Annotated in this window: 16 protein-coding genes; 5 read left to right on the top strand and 11 right to left on the bottom strand. The window is 52.0% G+C overall.

All coding sequences use genetic code 11. The features are described 5' to 3' along the window. Positions 1-34: 34 nt before the first annotated feature. The 4 genes from AC0L73_RS16705 to AC0L73_RS16690 are packed head-to-tail and all read right to left on the bottom strand — an operon-like array spanning position 35 to position 4,989. Complete coding sequence (locus AC0L73_RS16705) at positions 35-1,081, bottom strand: adenylate/guanylate cyclase domain-containing protein (protein WP_473654311.1); 1,047 nt, start codon at positions 1,079-1,081, stop codon at positions 35-37. Then, the gene (locus tag AC0L73_RS16700) at positions 1,078-1,455 is read right to left on the bottom strand and encodes a response regulator (protein ID WP_473654310.1); all 378 of its coding nucleotides are present in this window, start codon (positions 1,453-1,455) and stop codon (positions 1,078-1,080) included. Before AC0L73_RS16700 ends, AC0L73_RS16705 begins: the two co-directional genes overlap by 4 nt. Next, positions 1,452-4,199, bottom strand: coding sequence for a response regulator (locus AC0L73_RS16695; protein WP_473654309.1), 2,748 nt, complete (start codon positions 4,197-4,199; stop codon positions 1,452-1,454). Before AC0L73_RS16695 ends, AC0L73_RS16700 begins: the two co-directional genes overlap by 4 nt. Before the next feature lie 28 nt (positions 4,200-4,227). Then, complete coding sequence (locus AC0L73_RS16690) at positions 4,228-4,989, bottom strand: Tll0287-like domain-containing protein (RefSeq protein WP_227951565.1); 762 nt, start codon at positions 4,987-4,989, stop codon at positions 4,228-4,230. A gap of 240 nt (positions 4,990-5,229) precedes the next feature. Between AC0L73_RS16690 and AC0L73_RS16685 the strand changes: the two genes are divergently transcribed. The 4 genes from AC0L73_RS16685 to AC0L73_RS16670 all read left to right on the top strand — a co-directional run bounded on the left by AC0L73_RS16685 (position 5,230) and on the right by AC0L73_RS16670 (position 8,144). Then, complete coding sequence (locus AC0L73_RS16685) at positions 5,230-5,667, top strand: hypothetical protein (RefSeq protein WP_227951564.1); 438 nt, start codon at positions 5,230-5,232, stop codon at positions 5,665-5,667. 179 nt (positions 5,668-5,846) lie between these two features. Next, positions 5,847-6,323, top strand: coding sequence for a hypothetical protein (locus tag AC0L73_RS16680; protein WP_473654308.1), 477 nt, complete (start codon positions 5,847-5,849; stop codon positions 6,321-6,323). Between the two features lie 365 nt (positions 6,324-6,688). Continuing rightward, positions 6,689-7,075 carry a hypothetical protein gene (locus AC0L73_RS16675; RefSeq protein ID WP_473654307.1) on the top strand — a complete coding sequence of 129 codons (387 nt, stop codon included), beginning with the start codon at positions 6,689-6,691 and terminating at the stop codon, positions 7,073-7,075. A gap of 172 nt (positions 7,076-7,247) precedes the next feature. After that, positions 7,248-8,144, top strand: coding sequence for an MBL fold metallo-hydrolase (locus tag AC0L73_RS16670; protein WP_227951560.1), 897 nt, complete (start codon positions 7,248-7,250; stop codon positions 8,142-8,144). A 44-nt stretch (positions 8,145-8,188) separates the two neighbouring features. Here the strand turns inward: AC0L73_RS16670 and AC0L73_RS16665 are convergent, their stop codons facing one another. Further along, positions 8,189-8,827 (bottom strand): hypothetical protein, encoded by a 639-nt coding sequence (locus AC0L73_RS16665; protein WP_473654306.1) that lies wholly within the window; start codon positions 8,825-8,827, stop codon positions 8,189-8,191. 167 nt (positions 8,828-8,994) lie between these two features. On the opposite strand from AC0L73_RS16665, the gene AC0L73_RS16660 reads away from it, so the two are divergent. After that, complete coding sequence (locus AC0L73_RS16660) at positions 8,995-9,504, top strand: histidine phosphatase family protein (RefSeq protein ID WP_227951558.1); 510 nt, start codon at positions 8,995-8,997, stop codon at positions 9,502-9,504. A gap of 4 nt (positions 9,505-9,508) precedes the next feature. On the opposite strand, the gene AC0L73_RS16655 is transcribed toward AC0L73_RS16660, so the two are convergent. From AC0L73_RS16655 to AC0L73_RS16630, 6 genes are all read right to left on the bottom strand, one after another. Further along, complete coding sequence (locus tag AC0L73_RS16655) at positions 9,509-9,994, bottom strand: YajQ family cyclic di-GMP-binding protein (RefSeq protein ID WP_227951557.1); 486 nt, start codon at positions 9,992-9,994, stop codon at positions 9,509-9,511. A gap of 24 nt (positions 9,995-10,018) precedes the next feature. Continuing rightward, on the bottom strand, positions 10,019-11,608 hold the full coding sequence (locus AC0L73_RS16650) for a peptide chain release factor 3 (protein WP_473654305.1): 1,590 nt from the start codon (positions 11,606-11,608) through the stop codon (positions 10,019-10,021). Positions 11,609-11,719: 111 nt separating this feature from the next. Continuing rightward, on the bottom strand, positions 11,720-12,955 hold the full coding sequence (locus AC0L73_RS16645; protein ID WP_227951555.1) for a potassium/proton antiporter: 1,236 nt from the start codon (positions 12,953-12,955) through the stop codon (positions 11,720-11,722). A gap of 103 nt (positions 12,956-13,058) precedes the next feature. Beyond that, a complete protein-coding gene (locus AC0L73_RS16640; protein WP_473654304.1) occupies positions 13,059-14,069 on the bottom strand; it encodes an NADP-dependent oxidoreductase in 1,011 nt (336 codons plus the stop codon). A gap of 136 nt (positions 14,070-14,205) precedes the next feature. Next, a complete protein-coding gene (locus tag AC0L73_RS16635; RefSeq protein WP_207043819.1) occupies positions 14,206-14,781 on the bottom strand; it encodes a hypothetical protein in 576 nt (191 codons plus the stop codon). Further along, on the bottom strand, positions 14,778-17,006 hold the full coding sequence (locus AC0L73_RS16630) for a M48 family metalloprotease (RefSeq protein ID WP_473654303.1): 2,229 nt from the start codon (positions 17,004-17,006) through the stop codon (positions 14,778-14,780). The genes AC0L73_RS16635 and AC0L73_RS16630 overlap by 4 nt, the downstream gene beginning before the upstream one ends. Between the last annotated feature and the right edge of the window lie 37 nt (positions 17,007-17,043).

The raw sequence follows: 17,043 nt of genomic DNA, 5'->3' as shown, positions 1-17,043 counted from the left end.
CTCTCTATCTGCTAAATCAAGGCGCCTTCAACGGCTAACGAACCGCGAAGGCCTCGACAACATCAAGCTTTCCTTTTCCCTTAATATCGATGACCCCGAGCGAGCGGGCCTCACATTCATCCTGTATTTCCTGCCAGGCGGCGGCGGTCATGGCAACTGCTCCGGGCGAGCTATGTTCGACGAGTCGCGCCGCGATATTCACGGTGTCCCCCCAGACATCGTACAGGAACTGCTGCTTGCCGACGATACCGGCCACGACGGGCCCAAAGTGCAGGCCGATGCGCACTTCCCAGTTCGGCTCTATCTCCCGGGCGGCACGGGACATTTCAAGACCGCAGCGCACCGCCGTCAGAAGCGGCGCCTCCACTGGTCGCAACAGGCCGCTAGTCGCCATGAAGGCATCACCAATGGTCTTGATTTTCTCCATCTGAAAGTCATCGACAATCTGTTCGAACGTCTCGATCAACGCCTGAAGATGAGCAACAACCGTTTCCGGTAAATTACGATCGCAATAGGCGGTAAAGCCGACGATATCGCAAAACAGAATACCGACCGCATCGAAATTGCGCGGACGCACCACTCCGGTCTGCTTGAGTTCCTGCACCGCCATCGCAGGGATGATGGAATGGAGCAATTCATCAGTGCGTTTCTTCTCGGCAACGATTTGGGCGCGATACGCCTGTTCCTGATCCCGCAAAGCCTTTTTCTCAAGTGAGGCGGAAACGCGGGCGCGCAACAGGGTTGCATTGAAAGGTTTCGGCAGAAAGTCTTCCGCCCCGAGCTCAATACATTTGACGACACTTTCAAGCTGGTCCGCCGCCGATATCATAATGATCGGGATATGACGAAGCTGCATATCCCGTTTGACGGTTTCCAGCACCTCATAGCCATCCATTTCCGGCATCATGATATCCAGGAGGATCAGATCAAACGGCTGCTCCTGCATCTTCTCCAGCGCGTCGCGTCCATGAACCGCAATTTCCAGATTTCCGTAGCCAAGCTTTTTAAGGCGCCGCTTCAGGGTGAAGCGATTATCTTCATTGTCATCGACGACCAGAATGCGGGCGTCTTCCTGGGTCAAGATGCCCCTCCTATTTCCAGAAAGCCCCCTATCTTACCCATAAGGCGGGCAAATTCGACAGGCTTGGTATCGAAATCATCGCAACCGGCATCCAGTGCCTTCTCCCGCTCCCCTTCCAGCGCATGGGCCGATAAAGCGATAATCGGAATTGCGCGCGTTTCCGCATCCGCTTTGAGTTGTCGCGTCGCCTCCCACCCGTCCATTTTAGGCAAGCTAAGGTCCATCAGGATGAGCGCCGGCTTTTCACGTCGGGCCGCCTCTATTCCGGCGACACCATCCCCCGCAATAACAACCTCAAACCCTTTGCGCTTGAGGCGGCGGGACAACATGTAGATATTGTCCTCATTGTCTTCGACATAGAGGATTTTCATCATTCTGTTTCTCCAGATATTTCAGCATGTACAATCAGGTGCTGCCCCATATAGCGGCGGACTTCATCAAGGAATGCCGGCGCGCCATCTGCTGATTTCTTGATGATCTGCTCAACTCCGCCATTAAGGCGCCTGCGATCTTCGTCGGACAGATCTGCCCCGGTAATGACAACCACCGGTACTCCCTTCGCCTCCGGAACTGTTTTCAGGGAGTCGAGAAATTCAAAGCCATCCATCTCCGGCATGATCAGGTCGAGCAGGATCAAATCGGGAATAGCATCCTTGACGAGCTGCAGACCGGCCCGGCCATTGACGGCTTCGCGCACGCGCCAACCCTCACTTACAAAAATCCGCCGCATCAACTGGCGGGTTGTTCCATCATCCTCAACGATGAGGACATTGCCACCCTTGCCATTAAGCTTGTATCGCTCCAGCAGGGTCAGCAAGCGCTGGCGATCCACAGGCTTGGTCATATAGTCGGCAACACCGAGCGAAAAGCCCTTATGCTTGTCATCGACGATGGATACCATCAACACTGGAATATCCTTAAGCTCCGGATCGTCTTTGAGTTCTTGCAACAACGTCCAGCCATCTTTCCCCGGCATCACCACATCTAGTGTGATAACGGCAGGCCGAAGATCGCGCGCTTTTTGCAATCCTTCTTCCCCGTTGACGGCGATGGCAACATCATAGCCTTCCGCCTTCAGGAAACGGCCCAGGATATCGCGCGCAACCGGATCGTCATCGACGACCAGCACAACATTCCCTCCGGCATTACCCTTTGATGGAGGGCGTGACAGAGCCCCTTCCATCGGACCACTTTCTTCAGCCGACGGGATTTCCCGTGGCAGGCTGACACGAAAAACTGACCCCGCCCCCGGCGTGCTTTCCACCGTCACATCCCCACCCATCATGCGGCAGAATCGCTGGGAAATCGCAAGCCCTAGACCCGTCCCGCCATATTTACGGGTGGTAGAGCTGTCTGCCTGAGAGAAATCGCTGAACAAACGCTCAAGCTGCTCCGGTGACATGCCGATCCCGGTATCGGAAACGTCGATCTTGACAAGATCATCATCGGCTTGCGTGACGGTTATGCCAATTGTGCCATTTTCCGTAAATTTGCAGGCATTGCTGAGAAGGTTGAAGACAACCTGCCGGACCCGCGTCACATCAGAGATCATGGGTGGCAGATCGTCCGGCAGGCTGACATCGATTTTATTGTTGTTGGGTGATGCCAGCGGCCCGGCCATATCAACGCAATCGCGGACAACAGCGGCGAGATCAAAGCTTTCAACATGGAGTTCCATCTTGCCAGCCTCGATCTTGGAGAGATCAAGGATGTCATTGATCAGTTTGAGAAGATGCTTGCCCGCGCGGCTGATCCGCTGCAAAGGCTCGATCATATCCTCATCATCATCCTCAATCGCATCTTCTTCCAGCATCTCGGTAATGCCGATCACCGCATTGAGAGGCGTTCTGAGTTCATGGCTCATATTGGCAAGAAACTGGCTCTTGGTTTGTGTTGCCTTCATTGCCACGTCTCGCGCCTCGGCCAACCGATCCACCATTTCGCCAAGCTCGGTCTCGCGCGCCTTGGCTTCCGTAATATCTGTAAAGACGCCAACGATGCCACCATCGGCGGTCTTCTGCTCGTTAATACGGAGCCATTTTCCATCGGCCCGTAAATGCTCATAGGGTTCCGTCGGATTACGGTGACGGACGATCCGCTCTTTCAGCCATTGCTCCTCATTTTCCTGGGCGGCAACAATCATCTTCTTGTTCACAGCAGCAGAAATAATCGTCTCATAGCTGATGCCCTTTTCGATGGGCAGTCCGAGATATTCATACATTTCGCGGTACTTGCTGTTTGAGATGACCAGCTTGTCGTCAGCATCATAGAGGGCGAAGGCATCGGTGACCGCCTCAATCGCCTCAAGCAGTTTTTCCTGCGCGCTCCGGGCTTCGGCTTGTGCCTTCTCGCGTTCCTCTGCCAACCGGTCTCGCTCAATCAGGCTATCGCGGAACAAGGTCACGGTCTGCGCCATCTCCCCGATTTCATCTTTGCCCGCGGGCGGCACCTGCACGGTCAGGTCCCCCTTGGTGATTGAGCGCATGGCGGTGACGAGCCGTGACAGCGGCGTACGGATCGAGCGAAGCACAAGGAATGTCAACAGCAAGCCGATGACCGCACTGGCGATAATGATAATATGAGAGAGATGGACCGCTTGCCGGGCGGACGCGAGACCGGCGCTGCTGCGCACACGCGATTCCTCCTCAAGTTCATCAACAATCCCGGAAAGCTGTTCATCAATATGCTGAATATGCACGCGTGCCTTGGCCATCAGGCTATTGCCAATTACGCGGCGCTCATCCGTGTAGGCATCGACGGCGAGAAGAGCCTCATTCATTAACAGGGCAATCTCCTGATCAATCAGAGCCACCCGTTCAGGATCATACTCCTTCAACTTTTCAAGGCTGACTTTCAGGGATTTCAGCGCCGCATCCGCATTGCGCTCTGACAGGGTAAGCAGGCTGACGGCCAGATCGGCCAGCCAGAATTTCAGATCCCCAAAAGACTTACTGGCGGCATTCGCAGTCGTAATTCGACCAACGAGTTGGGCCTCACTCTCAATCGTTTTCGCATTCTGTATCAAGCGATAATCGAGAAACAAGTTTGACCCGATCAGGATCGCCAAAAGCGCCACACTCAAAATCGATAATCGGGTGAGAATGGAAAAATTGCTCATGAAGAATTCAACCTTCCGGGCGACCGAGTCAGTTTCGATACAGCGTTACACTAATCACTCCGCCGAGATCGCCAAGATGACCACCCTCTTTCGGATAGCCGGTCACGTCAAGCTCCCCCTTCGGAGCGCCATGGCAGGAAAGGCAGCCCTGCCCATAATATTCAGGGACGAGAACGCGGAATGCCGGACGACCCCGATTAGCCGCCTCAGCAGAAAAAATGGCGCCCTTCTCCCAGCCCGGTGCGGACAGATCATTGCGAATGGCCTCTACTTCCCAGTCATCGGGGCGAGCCTTGCGGTTACGGATGAGTTCCGGCGGCGCGGTGACCTTCACCTCCGCCTCCTCGCCCATTGTCCGTTTGAATTCTTCATTCACCAGACGGGCGAACACAGCCGGGACGAAGCCCTTGAACGCAATACCCGGCTGATTGATCGTATCCTGATTTTCTGTAACAACCTTGGAAATCGCCTCAATCTGTGCCTTCAGGAGACGACTCCTACGATCATCGCCGGACAAATCCGGTTGGGCGCCACCTTTGGCCGATGTGAATTTTTTCAACGCCCCCTCCCTCACGACTTCCGCCGTGAGGCCCTTGTCGCCGATCGTTGGATCGTTAATAAGATCTTGGTTCTCACCAATAATCGAGCGGGCAGATTGCAACATAGTTGCCAGATCAATTGCAATGTCATATTCGCTGGTGGTATCGGCGGCATGTGTGGCCGCGGGAAGAGTTGCTATTGCGGCCCAAAGCAGCATCGCCAATAGCTTCTGCCGTCCTATCAGAGCCATCTTACTTCCCCAATTCTGATATCAAATTCCATTGCCTGCCCCTGCCGATTGGTTCGCAGACAACGTCTGGTTTTCATTGTCTGAAAGACTATCAACTCCCGGTCAATCCGTAAAGCTCCCCTTTGCGGAGATGCTTGAAACCTCACAAAAATTCTATTAGTGTCCAAAAATATTCATTGTTTTTAAGTATCCCAATATTATTTGTATTTAGAAGAGTTACGTATTGAGAAAGGGTCTTTTATGAAATGGCGTAAAATCGCGTCCGCTTCATTTACAAATATTAAATATGAAACGAAGGAATGTTGTGGTCAGTACCTGCATGTCGTGACACAAAGCGGCTCATTGGACAGGGAAGATCGCGCGCCCGTTTATGAAGAAACACTGGCCCTGACGAAAACGAGCAATTACTTTTGCATACTTGATAACCGTAAAGCTAAGGAAAGCCTCCTTTCCATGGCGGATATGTCCGGGATTGGTGATATGCTCATCTCACGTGGCATCAAGCGCTTTATCTATGCGGTTGTGACAAAGGATCCGGCCTATGATAAAATTATCAGATTGATCAAGGCTATTTCCATGACAAAGAATCTAGAAGTCGAAGCAATTTCGACCGCTGATTTCGCGACAGCAGAAAAATTCATCCTGATGTATATGAATGAATATGCAAAGGCCGAATAATAAAACCGCTTTTCCCAAAACCAATGCTCGACTGATGCTCAAGACTTTGCCGGATCAGGCACGGCAAATCATTTAATTATAAAAACACAATATTAGTTCGAGGCTGTGAGGAAAAGTTCATGAAGTGTTAGGAACTATTTGCGTTAAATCAGGCTACTCCATCTAATGCGGGAAGCCAGATGCAAGAACGTAAAATCTCCTCCGGAACAATTGCCAATATCAGATATGAAACTCTGGAATACGGCGGAGAACATATCAACTTCATGACAGCGTTAGGACCCGTCACCCGCGAGCATCGCGTGCTGGTTTACCGGAAGTTACTCAAAACCAATCCCTCCTCTACTTTCTTTGCGATCCTCGATAATCGCGCCGGATATGAAGATAAGATTTCCTACGACGATATGCATTTTCTGGCCGATACTCTCCTGCGCGTAGGCATAAGGCGCATGGTGTGCGTCGCGGTTACCAAAGAACCCGCATATCAAAACATCGTAAACCTTTCCCGCGCGGTCGCCGATATGAAAAATTTTGACATGCAGGCAACCTCGACACAATGCCTGAAAGAAGCAAAAACTTTCGTTTTCTCCAGAATTCAACTCCTTGCCGACCCAGCAGCAGCTCCCCTCAAACTAGCGAAATCTTCCAGCTGCTCATAACGACAGACCCGGATTGCCGCGAAAGTAGCGGCGGCGAATAACTATTCTTGTCTAAGGTCAAATTAGTCGGCACCTCAAGGTGACCCTACGTCATGCACCTACCAAAGATAGTAAATATTAGGAAGTATTATTTATTTAGATGTATAAAAATAGTTCGGCTATTATAAGTAAAAAATATATATATTGAATGAATATATATATTGAACTCCAAATGCGAATTATTAAAAAATTAGTGAAAAATTTTATATTTACATTTATTTGATTTTTATGATATTGACCTCATGTGAATTTTGATGGATAGCATTCACAAAGTATTAGTAACTGTCAGTATTAAATAAATGCTCGAAACTAATACGGGAAAGAACATGCAAGGACGCAAAATCTCCTCAGGCGCATTCGCCAACATCAGCTATGAGACGCTGGAGTGTTATGGCGAACATGTACATTTCATGACAGCAACGGGACCGATCAGCCGCGAACATCGCATCCCGGTCTATCGGAAGACGCTTGGGGATAATCCCTCCTCCAACTATTTTGCGATACTTGATAATCGGCGTGGACATGAGGATGAATTCTCCTACGAAGATATGCATATTTTGGGTGATATTACTCTGGAAGCTGGCATACGACGGATCGTAAGCGTCTCCGTCACCAACGAGATCCGCTTATCTCAACATCATCAAGCTTACCCAAGCCGTCGCCCATTTGAAAGATATCGAGCTTACCTCAACAACGACACATTGTATGGATGAGGCGAAAAACTTTATTCTCTCCAACATTCACGGCGTTGCAAATAAGCCGTCTCAATCATTTAGACTGATGAATTCCTTAAGTCGGCAAGTAAATCCATCTTAATTTGAAAAAAGTTCCTGTTGCCGCTCCCGCTCGATTGGTTACAATCACCAAAAACCGGAAAGCAGGATCATGGCAGTTAAAGTCCCCTTCAAAAGAGAGTTCGAGTTTGAATATGGCGTGGCGGAGGAGCTTAGCCCGCTGATCCGCCGGGTGATCGCCCATAATCCGAGCGCTTTCACCTTTCACGGTACCGGCACCTATATTATAGGGCGCGGTGAAGTGGCGGTTGTTGACCCCGGCCCACTCGACGGGGCACATGTCGGCGCATTAATGGCGGCGCTGAAGGGAGAGATGGTAACCCATATTCTTATCACCCATACCCATCATGATCATTCCCCCGCGGCCGAGCCCTTAAAGCAGCTAACCGGCGCCAAAACCTATGGCTTTGGTCCCCACGGAAGCGGCGTGTCCGAATTCAAAATCGAAGAAGGCGGCGATACAGACTTCATGCCCGATGTGAAGCTGGAAGATGGCGACGTCATTCTCGGCAATGGCTGGACCGTCGATGCCATTCATACGCCGGGACATCTCTCAAATCATGTCTGCTTTGGTTTGCGCGAAGAGAATACTCTCTTTACCGGCGATCATGTGATGGGCTGGTCAACCACGGTCGTCTCTCCGCCTGATGGAAATATGAGCCAATATATGCAAAGTCTCGAGAAATTGCTGGGCTTTGATTATGATACCTACTGGCCAACCCATGGCCCTGCAATCACCGAAACCAAACCCTTTGTTGAGGCCCTGATTGCCCACCGGCACGAACGCATGGACCAGATCCGCAGCTGCCTGAGCAACGGCCCAATGACAATCCCGGATATGGTGAAAAGAATGTATGTGGATGTACCGGTAAACCTGCATCCGGCTGCGGCCCGCTCGGTCTATGCGCATATCCTGCATATGATCGAAACCGGCGACATAGCGACCAAAGAGGGGGCGGCGGAGACAGCATTATATTCGCTGGCTTGAAAATAGCTGATCCGGACAACAAGCCCGGATCAACTTGTTTCACCTTAACGCTTTAGTGCAAATTGCGGCGGTGCCTGGAACGTCTTTTCCCTGGCGGCTGAAACCGTCAGTTCGGGATCACGGTTCACGTGCCATCTTTTGAAAGTAGCAAACATCAGGCCACTGATCATCCCGCACGCGACGATCGCAAGATAACCGACCATGATCTGGATATAGGGAAAGACGTCGTTCAACTGTGACACGGCCCCCAGGGTCATTGCCCCTATCCAGCTGAAACTGCTGATCGTCCCGAATAAAATCAAACTGTAGTAAGTAAGCGGCGGCAACTTCACGATGACCAGCCCTTCCTGGAAAACCCTGTTATGAAAGAACATATGAAACAGAAGGCCGTTCAGAGTCACAATCATGACAATCGTCAGCTTCGCCAATATCTTCGGATTTGACAGCTTTTCCGGATTGAACAGCTGATACTCGACAAAAAAGCCGACACCCGAAATCCAGAGTAACATCAACCCTACGAATACAAACTTCTCCAAGTTTTCAAGTAATCTCAGTTCCTGTCGTGTAATGGCTTTGTTCAACAATCCAATAACAAACAGATCGGCAATAATAGCGCCCCCTACACCTAACGTTAGGCTAATGATATGGGTAAATTTAAGAATGGTATGAATTAAATCGATCATGAAAAACGCTCCACCTAAAGAATAATTTTTTATCGAATGGAACTAGCGTTAAAATCAAAATCAGGCACCAATATGATCGCCTGAAAATGGCCTTTATTTGTCACATTGTGCAAATATCAGGTATCTTTATTATAAGAATGCGGGAAATGCTGCCGGAAGGGGATTTTATGATTGGAAAACGATTTATACTTGGTGTTCTGACTGCCTTTAGTGTTATTTTTCTTCTTTCTGCCTGTAGTACGGTCAACTCTCCGCCCGGCACTGAAACGACAGTCATTCTCTTGCGTCATGCAGATCGCGCGCCCTTTGCGACCGACCTCAATGAAAAGGGCATCGCCCGCGCCGAGGCCCTACCCGCTGCCGTTGCCGACTTAGATATCGACGTGATCTACAGCCCTGATAAAAAGCGCAATCTTGATACGGTCAAGCCACTGATCGCGCAGCGCGGGATCAAGCTGCGGGTGATCGAGATCAGTAACGTGGCTGAGCGATTAATCATGGAAAACCCTGGCAAAACGGTGATGTGGGTCGGCAACACTGATAATCTGCAGAGCATCTACGGTCAACTCGGCGGGAAAGATCGCCAACCGGACAAATACGGTGAAATCGCCATCATGCAGATATATGAAGACGGTCCGCCAAAGATAATGAATCGCACCTTTGGCCCTATGCCGTAACGCCTCAGTCGCGGAAATTCACATATTGCAGGGGAAGTTCCTGTTTGAGCCCCTTGCAGAAGGCAATGGTTTCCTGCAGGTCATCACGCTTCTTGCCGGTAACGCGTAGCTCGTCCCCTTGGATTGATACCTGCACCTTGATCTTGGAGCCTTTTATTTCTTTGACCAGCTTTTTCGCGAGATCCTTATCGATACCCTCCCGGACGATCACGACCTGCCGAACGCTTTGACCGGCAGATTTCTCCGGCGTCTGGTAATCAAGAACGCCGGCGTCGACTTTCCGGCGGGTCAAATGCGTTGCCAGCAACTCATGCATCTGTTTCAGCTTAAGATCATCATCTGCATGAATGGTTATGGCCTGCTCGGCGCGATCAATCGTGCAGTTGCTGCCCTTGAAATCATAGCGGGTCTCTATTTCCCGACGAATGTTATTCAGCGCGTTATCAACTTCCGCCATTTCGGTTTTCGAGACAATATCAAATGAGGGCATGGGTTTCTCCTTCGTTTCCGTGTATCAGGCGGATTGCTCTTTAGTCTTCAGGAATTTGATTTTCGGCCAGTCTTTTTCGGCCCGTTCCAGATGCCAGCTATTGCGTGCCAGGAACACCGGTGCGTCGTCATGATCCTCTGCAAGCGAGGCCTGATTTCCATCAAGGAATTTCTTCATCTCCCGCGTATCATCACATTCCACCCACCGAGCGGTGTAAAGTTCGGTCTGTTCAAAATTAACCGGGATATCATATTCCGTGCGGATACGATCCGCCAGCACTTCAAACTGCAACGCGCCAACAACACCGACCACCCAGTCCGACCCCATGCGCGTCTTGAAGGTACGGGCAGCCCCCTCCTCCGCGAGTTGGATCAGTGCCCGACCCAGATGCTTTGCGCGCATCGGATCGACGGGGCGCACCTTCTGCAATAGCTCAGGCGCAAAACTCGGGATACCGGTAAAGCGTATTTCTTCCCCCTCCGTCAGGGCGTCGCCGATACGCAGGTTGCCATGGTTGGGAATACCGATGATATCACCGGGCCAGGCTTCCTCCGCCAGTTCCCGATCCTGCGCGAGGAAAAGCACCGGATTATGGATATTCATGATCTTGTCGCTACGGATATGTTTCAGCTTCGCGCCGCGTTTAAAATGTCCGGACACAAGCCGCATAAAGGCAATGCGGTCGCGGTGTTTCGGATCCATATTTGCCTGTATCTTGAAAATAAAGCCGCTGACCTTGTTTTCTAATGGTGAAATGTCACGCCCCGCAGTCGGTGCCGCGCGGGGGCTTGGGGCGGCTTCGGTAAGACCATTCAGCAACGTTTCCACGCCGAAATTATTGATGGCGCTGCCGAAATAGACCGGAGTCATTGTGCCTTCAAGAAAGGCCTGCATATCAAATTCAGGGCACAATCCGCGGACCATCTCTATATCTTCGCGCAGCTTGGCAACCTCAGCGACGGGAAGCAACTCATCAAGTTTCGGGTCATCAAGTCCGTTACAAGTTACCCCTTCATCGAGATGGTTCCCTTTCCCCTTGGAAACCAGCACCAGCCGGTCGTTAAACAGATCGTAACAGCCGAGAAAATTCCGGCCCATACCAATCGGCCAACTTGCCGGCACCACGTCGAGCGCCAGCGTTTGTTCAATATCATCCAGCAAATCAAACGGATCCAGCGCTTCTCGGTCAAACTTATTGATAAAGGTTGTAATCGGCATATCACGCAGACGACAAACTTCAAACAGCTTGCGTGTCTGGCTCTCAATACCCTTCGCCCCGTCGAGCACCATCACGGCGCTATCGACCGCTGTTAGCGTGCGGTAGGTATCCTCACTGAAATCCTCATGGCCCGGCGTGTCGAGCAAATTAAACGTCTTCTCGCGGTAGTCGAAAGTCATGACGGAAGAAGCAACAGAAATGCCACGCTCACGCTCCACTTTCATCCAGTCAGAGCGCGCACGTCGCTGTTCCCCGCGCGTTTTCACAGCGCCGGCAAGCTGAATGGCACCGCCGAACAACAGCAGCTTTTCGGTCAATGTCGTCTTGCCCGCATCCGGATGGGCAATGATTGCGAAGGTCCGCCGATTTGCGACCCGTTCTTCCAGCATCGTCATGATATGTCCTGATCCCCGCCCGGGTTCATCCGGCACGAGATTAAAAAGAGCCCGCAGTAGGAAATTTTCCGTCGCAGACCCGCGCTTAAATAAGGCTTATTGGGTTAAAAATCAATCCTTGCCTTCGCTGAGGGGGAGCACCGGCTCCTCGTCCGACTCCGCGATCAGGCCAAGCCAGCCTGCCACCAATGAGAGTGTCCAGCCCTGCAGGAAAAGTGAAGCAACTACCACGACAAAAACCACATCGAAAAAGCCTGAACTGAGCGGCCCCGGACTGATCACCGGAATGATTGCAAGGAAGATCGGCACCGCACCGCGCAAGCCCACCCAGCCGACGAAAGCCTGCTGCCGCCAGCCAATGCGGAACGGCGTCAAGGAGAGCGTTGTCGCCAGCGGCCGGGCGATAAAGATCAACAGAACGGCAACGCCAAGCCCAAGAGGAATGTGATCCAGTACATCGGTCGGTGAGACTAATAACCCCAGCATCAAAAAGAGGACGATTTGGCAAATCCAGGAGAGACCATCATGGAACTGCCGGACCCGTTCTGTCTGGTGTGTCATCCGGTCGCGCAGGACCGCACCGCAGATGAAAACGGCGAGAAAGCCACTGCCGCCACCCAGAGCGGTCATGTTGAAGAGAAGCAAGGCCGACGCCATGGCAAAGGGTGCGAACAAGCTGACCGGCATCTTGACCCGGTTGATCAGAAATGCGGTCACAACACCGCCGACAATGCCCGCAACCAAACCTAAACCTAGCTGCCGCGCAAGCTCCGGCAGGAAACTGATCAGCGTCGGCAGATCGACAGGCAGATCGTTATCAACAATCGCCACCATAGTGATTGTCAGGAAGATGGCCATCGGGTCATTGATCCCCGCCTCCACCATCAGGGTCTCCCCCAAACCGTCTTTCAGCTTGATATTCCGCTGCCGCAGCAAAAGAAACGTCGCCGCCGCATCCGTTGAGCCCACCACCGCGCCCAGCAACAGCGCAATGGCGAGCGGCAAACCAAAGAGGAAATGAATCAGGACACCGACAATGACAGTTGTTGCCACGACACCAAAGGTCGCCAGCGCCATCGCCGGCGCGGCAGCCTTCCTGAAAATCTCCCGGCTGGTATCAAGGCCACCGGAAAAGAGGATCAAGGCCAACGCGATGGATCCAATGTTATAGGCAAGATTGAAATCATCGAAGCGAACCCGGCCAATACCGTCCTCGCCCATGAGCATCCCAATACAGAGGAAAAGAAGCAGAAACGGCGCACCTAACCGATCCGCGATGGGCGTTAAAAGACACCCAATCAGAAAAAGGAAGGATACCAGTATCAGGATTAGCTCGAGTGACTCCATTGACCGTCTTTCACGCTACGCAACGCCTCTATAGAAGCCTACAGAGAAAAGGCGCCGCCGTAAATCGGCGACGCCTCCATCATACCCGAAAAACGCTTATCTGTCAGTCATCTAGAACTTTCAGGACCAGTTTTCCTGTATTCTCACCCTTGAACAGCTTCAGGAGCACAGACGGGAAGTTCTCAATACCCGTCTCTGTTTGCGTGCGGAACTTGAGTTTGCCCTCGCTGTACCATTTCGCTAACTCCTGCACCCCTTCGCCATAGCGCTTGATATAGTCAAACACGACGAAGCCTTCCATGCGCGCGTGATGGACCAGAAGATTGATGTAATTGCGCGGGCCGTACATGGGCGTCGTATTATTATATTGGGAAATCGCGCCACAAATCACGATACGGGCATGGCGGTTGATGCGGGCGAGTGCGATATCCAAGATTTCTCCGCCGACATTATCAAAATAAACATCGACACCGTTTTTGAGCGGTTCTTTCAAATCCTGCATGAAGCTGTCGGATTTGTAATCGAGACAGGCATCAAAGCCGAGTTCATCAACCACATAGGCGCATTTTTCGGCTCCGCCCGCGATACCGACGGCGCGCGCGCCCTTGATCTTGGCGATCTGGCCGACAAGAGAGCCAACAGCCCCGGCCGCGCCCGAGACAAGCACCGTATCGCCCTCCTTCACCGCGCCAACGTCCAAGAGGCCAAAATAGGCGGTCAGCCCCGGCATGCCGAGACCGCCGAGATAGGTTTCGATTGGCGCGAGATTGGGATCGATCCGCGTCAGGTCCTTCGCCAGCGCCTTGCCATATTGCTGGATGCCGAGCATGCCGCTCACAAAATCACCGGCCTTGAAATCCGGACTGTTGGAAGCAACCACCTCGCCCACCGTGCCGGCGCGCATCACTTCGCCAATCTGGACCGGCGGAATATAGGATTTTCCCTCATTCATCCAGCCGCGCATGGCCGGATCGAGGGACGCATAATGATTTTTTACCAGCACCTCATCGGCGCCGATTTCGGGAAGGGCTTCGCTTGCAAATTGCCAGTCACTGTCTTTCGGGACGCCCACCGGACGTGCGGCAAGACGATATTGCTTGTTCATAGTCGACATGTCATTTCCCGTCATTTTCTGTATGTGTAATCTGCGCTTCTAACAGATATGGATACAACCACAGAAAACAAGCAACGTCGCCCCTAAAAAGAAAAGCCGGGAAATCCCGGCTTTCCTGCTTGCCCCTTGTAATAGATTAAGCGTCGCCGCTCACTTTTATGGATTGGACAACGCTGTCAAAATAAGGGCGCCGTGCTTCATAGTAATGCGTTTCCCGGGCCGCGAAAAAGACCGCCATTAACTTGCCGTTTATTGTCGCGAACAGGAGATTTCCCTTAAAGTCCGATCCGTCCTTGGACGATAGATTGAGGTCGATCATATATCCCTGCTTATTACCGAACGGTGCCGGCTGGAGATTACCGATGAAGGTGGGTGTTGACGGCGTCAGGGAGAAACCGTTCCGAACCAGTTCGACAATTTCTTCCGGTGTCATATCGGAACGGAAGGTTTCCGCGCGCTCCTCATTCCCGGCAATAAAGATAAATGGCAATTTCCCCCCATCCGATATCGGGGCCCAAAATTCCACTCTTTCCAGTATGGGCCCGTCCTGCGTCCACATGACGGATTTATCAGTCTTCAGTTCATTGATATATTCCGATGTCGCCACGGAATAGCTGTTCCACATGGAACTATGACCGGTTTGTTTGAGCTGGAACGTCGGTGCGCAGCTGGCGATCGTCAGGGTAAGCAGCAGGATGAAAAAATGTCTCATGATTGCCTCAATTGCTTGATGTATGACTCGACCAGAAAGCGATCTGATGCTTCCGGATAGCGAGCGAGGTAAATTTCGAAATACTCGATGGCCTTGCCATCTTCCTTCTGACGCTTGGCAACAAGGCCAAGGTTTTTATATGTTTTGGCGGGTGCTTCCGGCGATTTCGCTGCCGTGAGGTAGGCTTCCTTCGCCTTGTCGAGATCGCCCTCATTGCTCCGCCGGCGGTATACATCGCCGCGGTAGAAATCAAGTGCCGCCGGGCTGAACTCCCGCTTTTCCAGATTGTCGATGACAAACAGCGTCTCTTCATATGATCCCGTATCGATCAAGTCCTCAACCCAGCCTTGCCAGCGGGCATCAACAAGTTTGCGAAACTTTTCGTCAGCTCTCTGCTGCGCCTGAAGCGGGCGCGCCGGGTAGGCTTCCGCTCTTGACTTCAGATTCTCTATCCGATCCTCGGCGGGGGGGTGTGACGCAAAGAAAATGGCCGTAGACTCACGATCTCCTGCGTCCGCCTCACCTTTTATCTTCTCCCAAAGCTGGCCTGCCTCCACCGGATCGTAACCGGCGTCATAAAGGTAATCCTGACCGATTTCATCCGCTTCATTTTCCAGATCCCGCGAATAAGCCTGAATGGACCCGGCGGCGCCAAGACCCGCGGCAAGGCCTACAAAGCCATATCCGATACCGCCCGTGGCGATCGAAAAAAAGGCCAGAAAATCCGTCGTATTCCGGGTGCTGTTCCACATCTTGATGGAATGGCGTTTTTTGTAATGGGCCAATTCATGCGCGAGAACCGTCGCGAGCTGCGCCTCGTTTTCCGCCCGCAACAACAGTCCCGTCCAGACCTGCATAACGCCATTCGGTGCCATGGACGCGTTGAAGTAGGGGATTTTGACAATATAGAGACGGATATCCGGGCAAATTTTCTCTGCCAGTCGGCAGACAATCCCGTCGAGATAGTCCTGCAGTTCAGGATCCTTGATAATCAAGGCACTGGCGGCGAAACTTCGTTCCGCCTCATCCATCTTCATGCGCAGGCCGGCCTCTACTGTGGTCAGTTCCGGTTCGTCACCCGGTTTCACATCACCGACATGGCCAGTGCCTGCACATGCCGAAACCAGTAAACTCAACCCAACAGCGGCCTTGCCAAGTCTCATAAAGGAATATCTTCCAATAGAATTCTCCGTCGCATCGAAAGCGGGCTCAAAGGTGCGAAGATCGCCGCCGCCCGAGACCAGACGGTTATACCACAGGATATTCCCGGTCTCGAGATCGACCAGCGAGATAAACCCGACCTGTTGACCACCCGGTATTCCAACCCCCAGAATTGCAGCAGCCAAAAACTGAGCGGCAACGCGCGATCCGCTTGAATAGGAATCGCGCATATAAACGAAGACCCCTAGATCTGCCCCATACGCCTTTTTCAGGTCCTGCGCTGTTTTGCCCAGCTTCCAGTTAAAACTACCGTCCTTTTTTGTCGGCAGTTGAAAGAGCGTGTTGTACTGATACAGAAAGATTGATTTTCCAACATCTTCATGCAGATCAATCAGGTCCTGCGCAATCTCCGTCGAGACAAGCTGCGCGTCGTCGGAGTGGATGGCCACGCCATAGCCCATATCCGTGAAGTACTGCGCCATGAATTCGGTGACGTAACCCTTGGCCGCCGACGTCCAAAGAGCATGCGGCTCTGTCAACCCGCCGGCAGTGAGCAGGCTCAGTTCCACATCAGGCGTCATGATCAGGATCTTTTTCCCGTTCAACCCGCCGTTTATCTTTTTGCCAACTAGTTGCAATGTCTCATCGCTAAGTTCTACTTCACCGATGATATTCTCTGCTTCTTGCGAGCTTCCATTGTCCGGATTGTGTAAGGACTCATTTTGAGAAGTTGCGCCCATTACCTTTATCGGTTCGCAGCTGTCATCCCCTCTACATAAATATGTCTGGTGGCCAAATCCTGACAGCATCTTGATGCGAATTTCGTTGCCGGCTCCTATTTCGCCCTCCGTCACTTCTTTTGCGGGCTGAATTGTCGGCGCGGACCCTTCATTCATATCCCGGACATCAGAAAGGGACGGGGTTTCTCCATTAGACGTCGCGGCGACCGTACCCGCACTTCCGCCACTCGCGGTCTTGCTTTCGGTAAAGGTAGGCGCGCAGGCGGATACCATGATAGGAAGAGTGAAAACTATAAAAAGAGATAAAACCCGAGAAAGTAACATTGGACGACACCCAAATCTATTTTTTCGAGATATTAAA

The sequence above is a fragment of the Sneathiella sp. D3-11 genome, from assembly GCF_055809395.1.
This window is presented reverse-complemented; position numbering and strand designations above follow the sequence as displayed.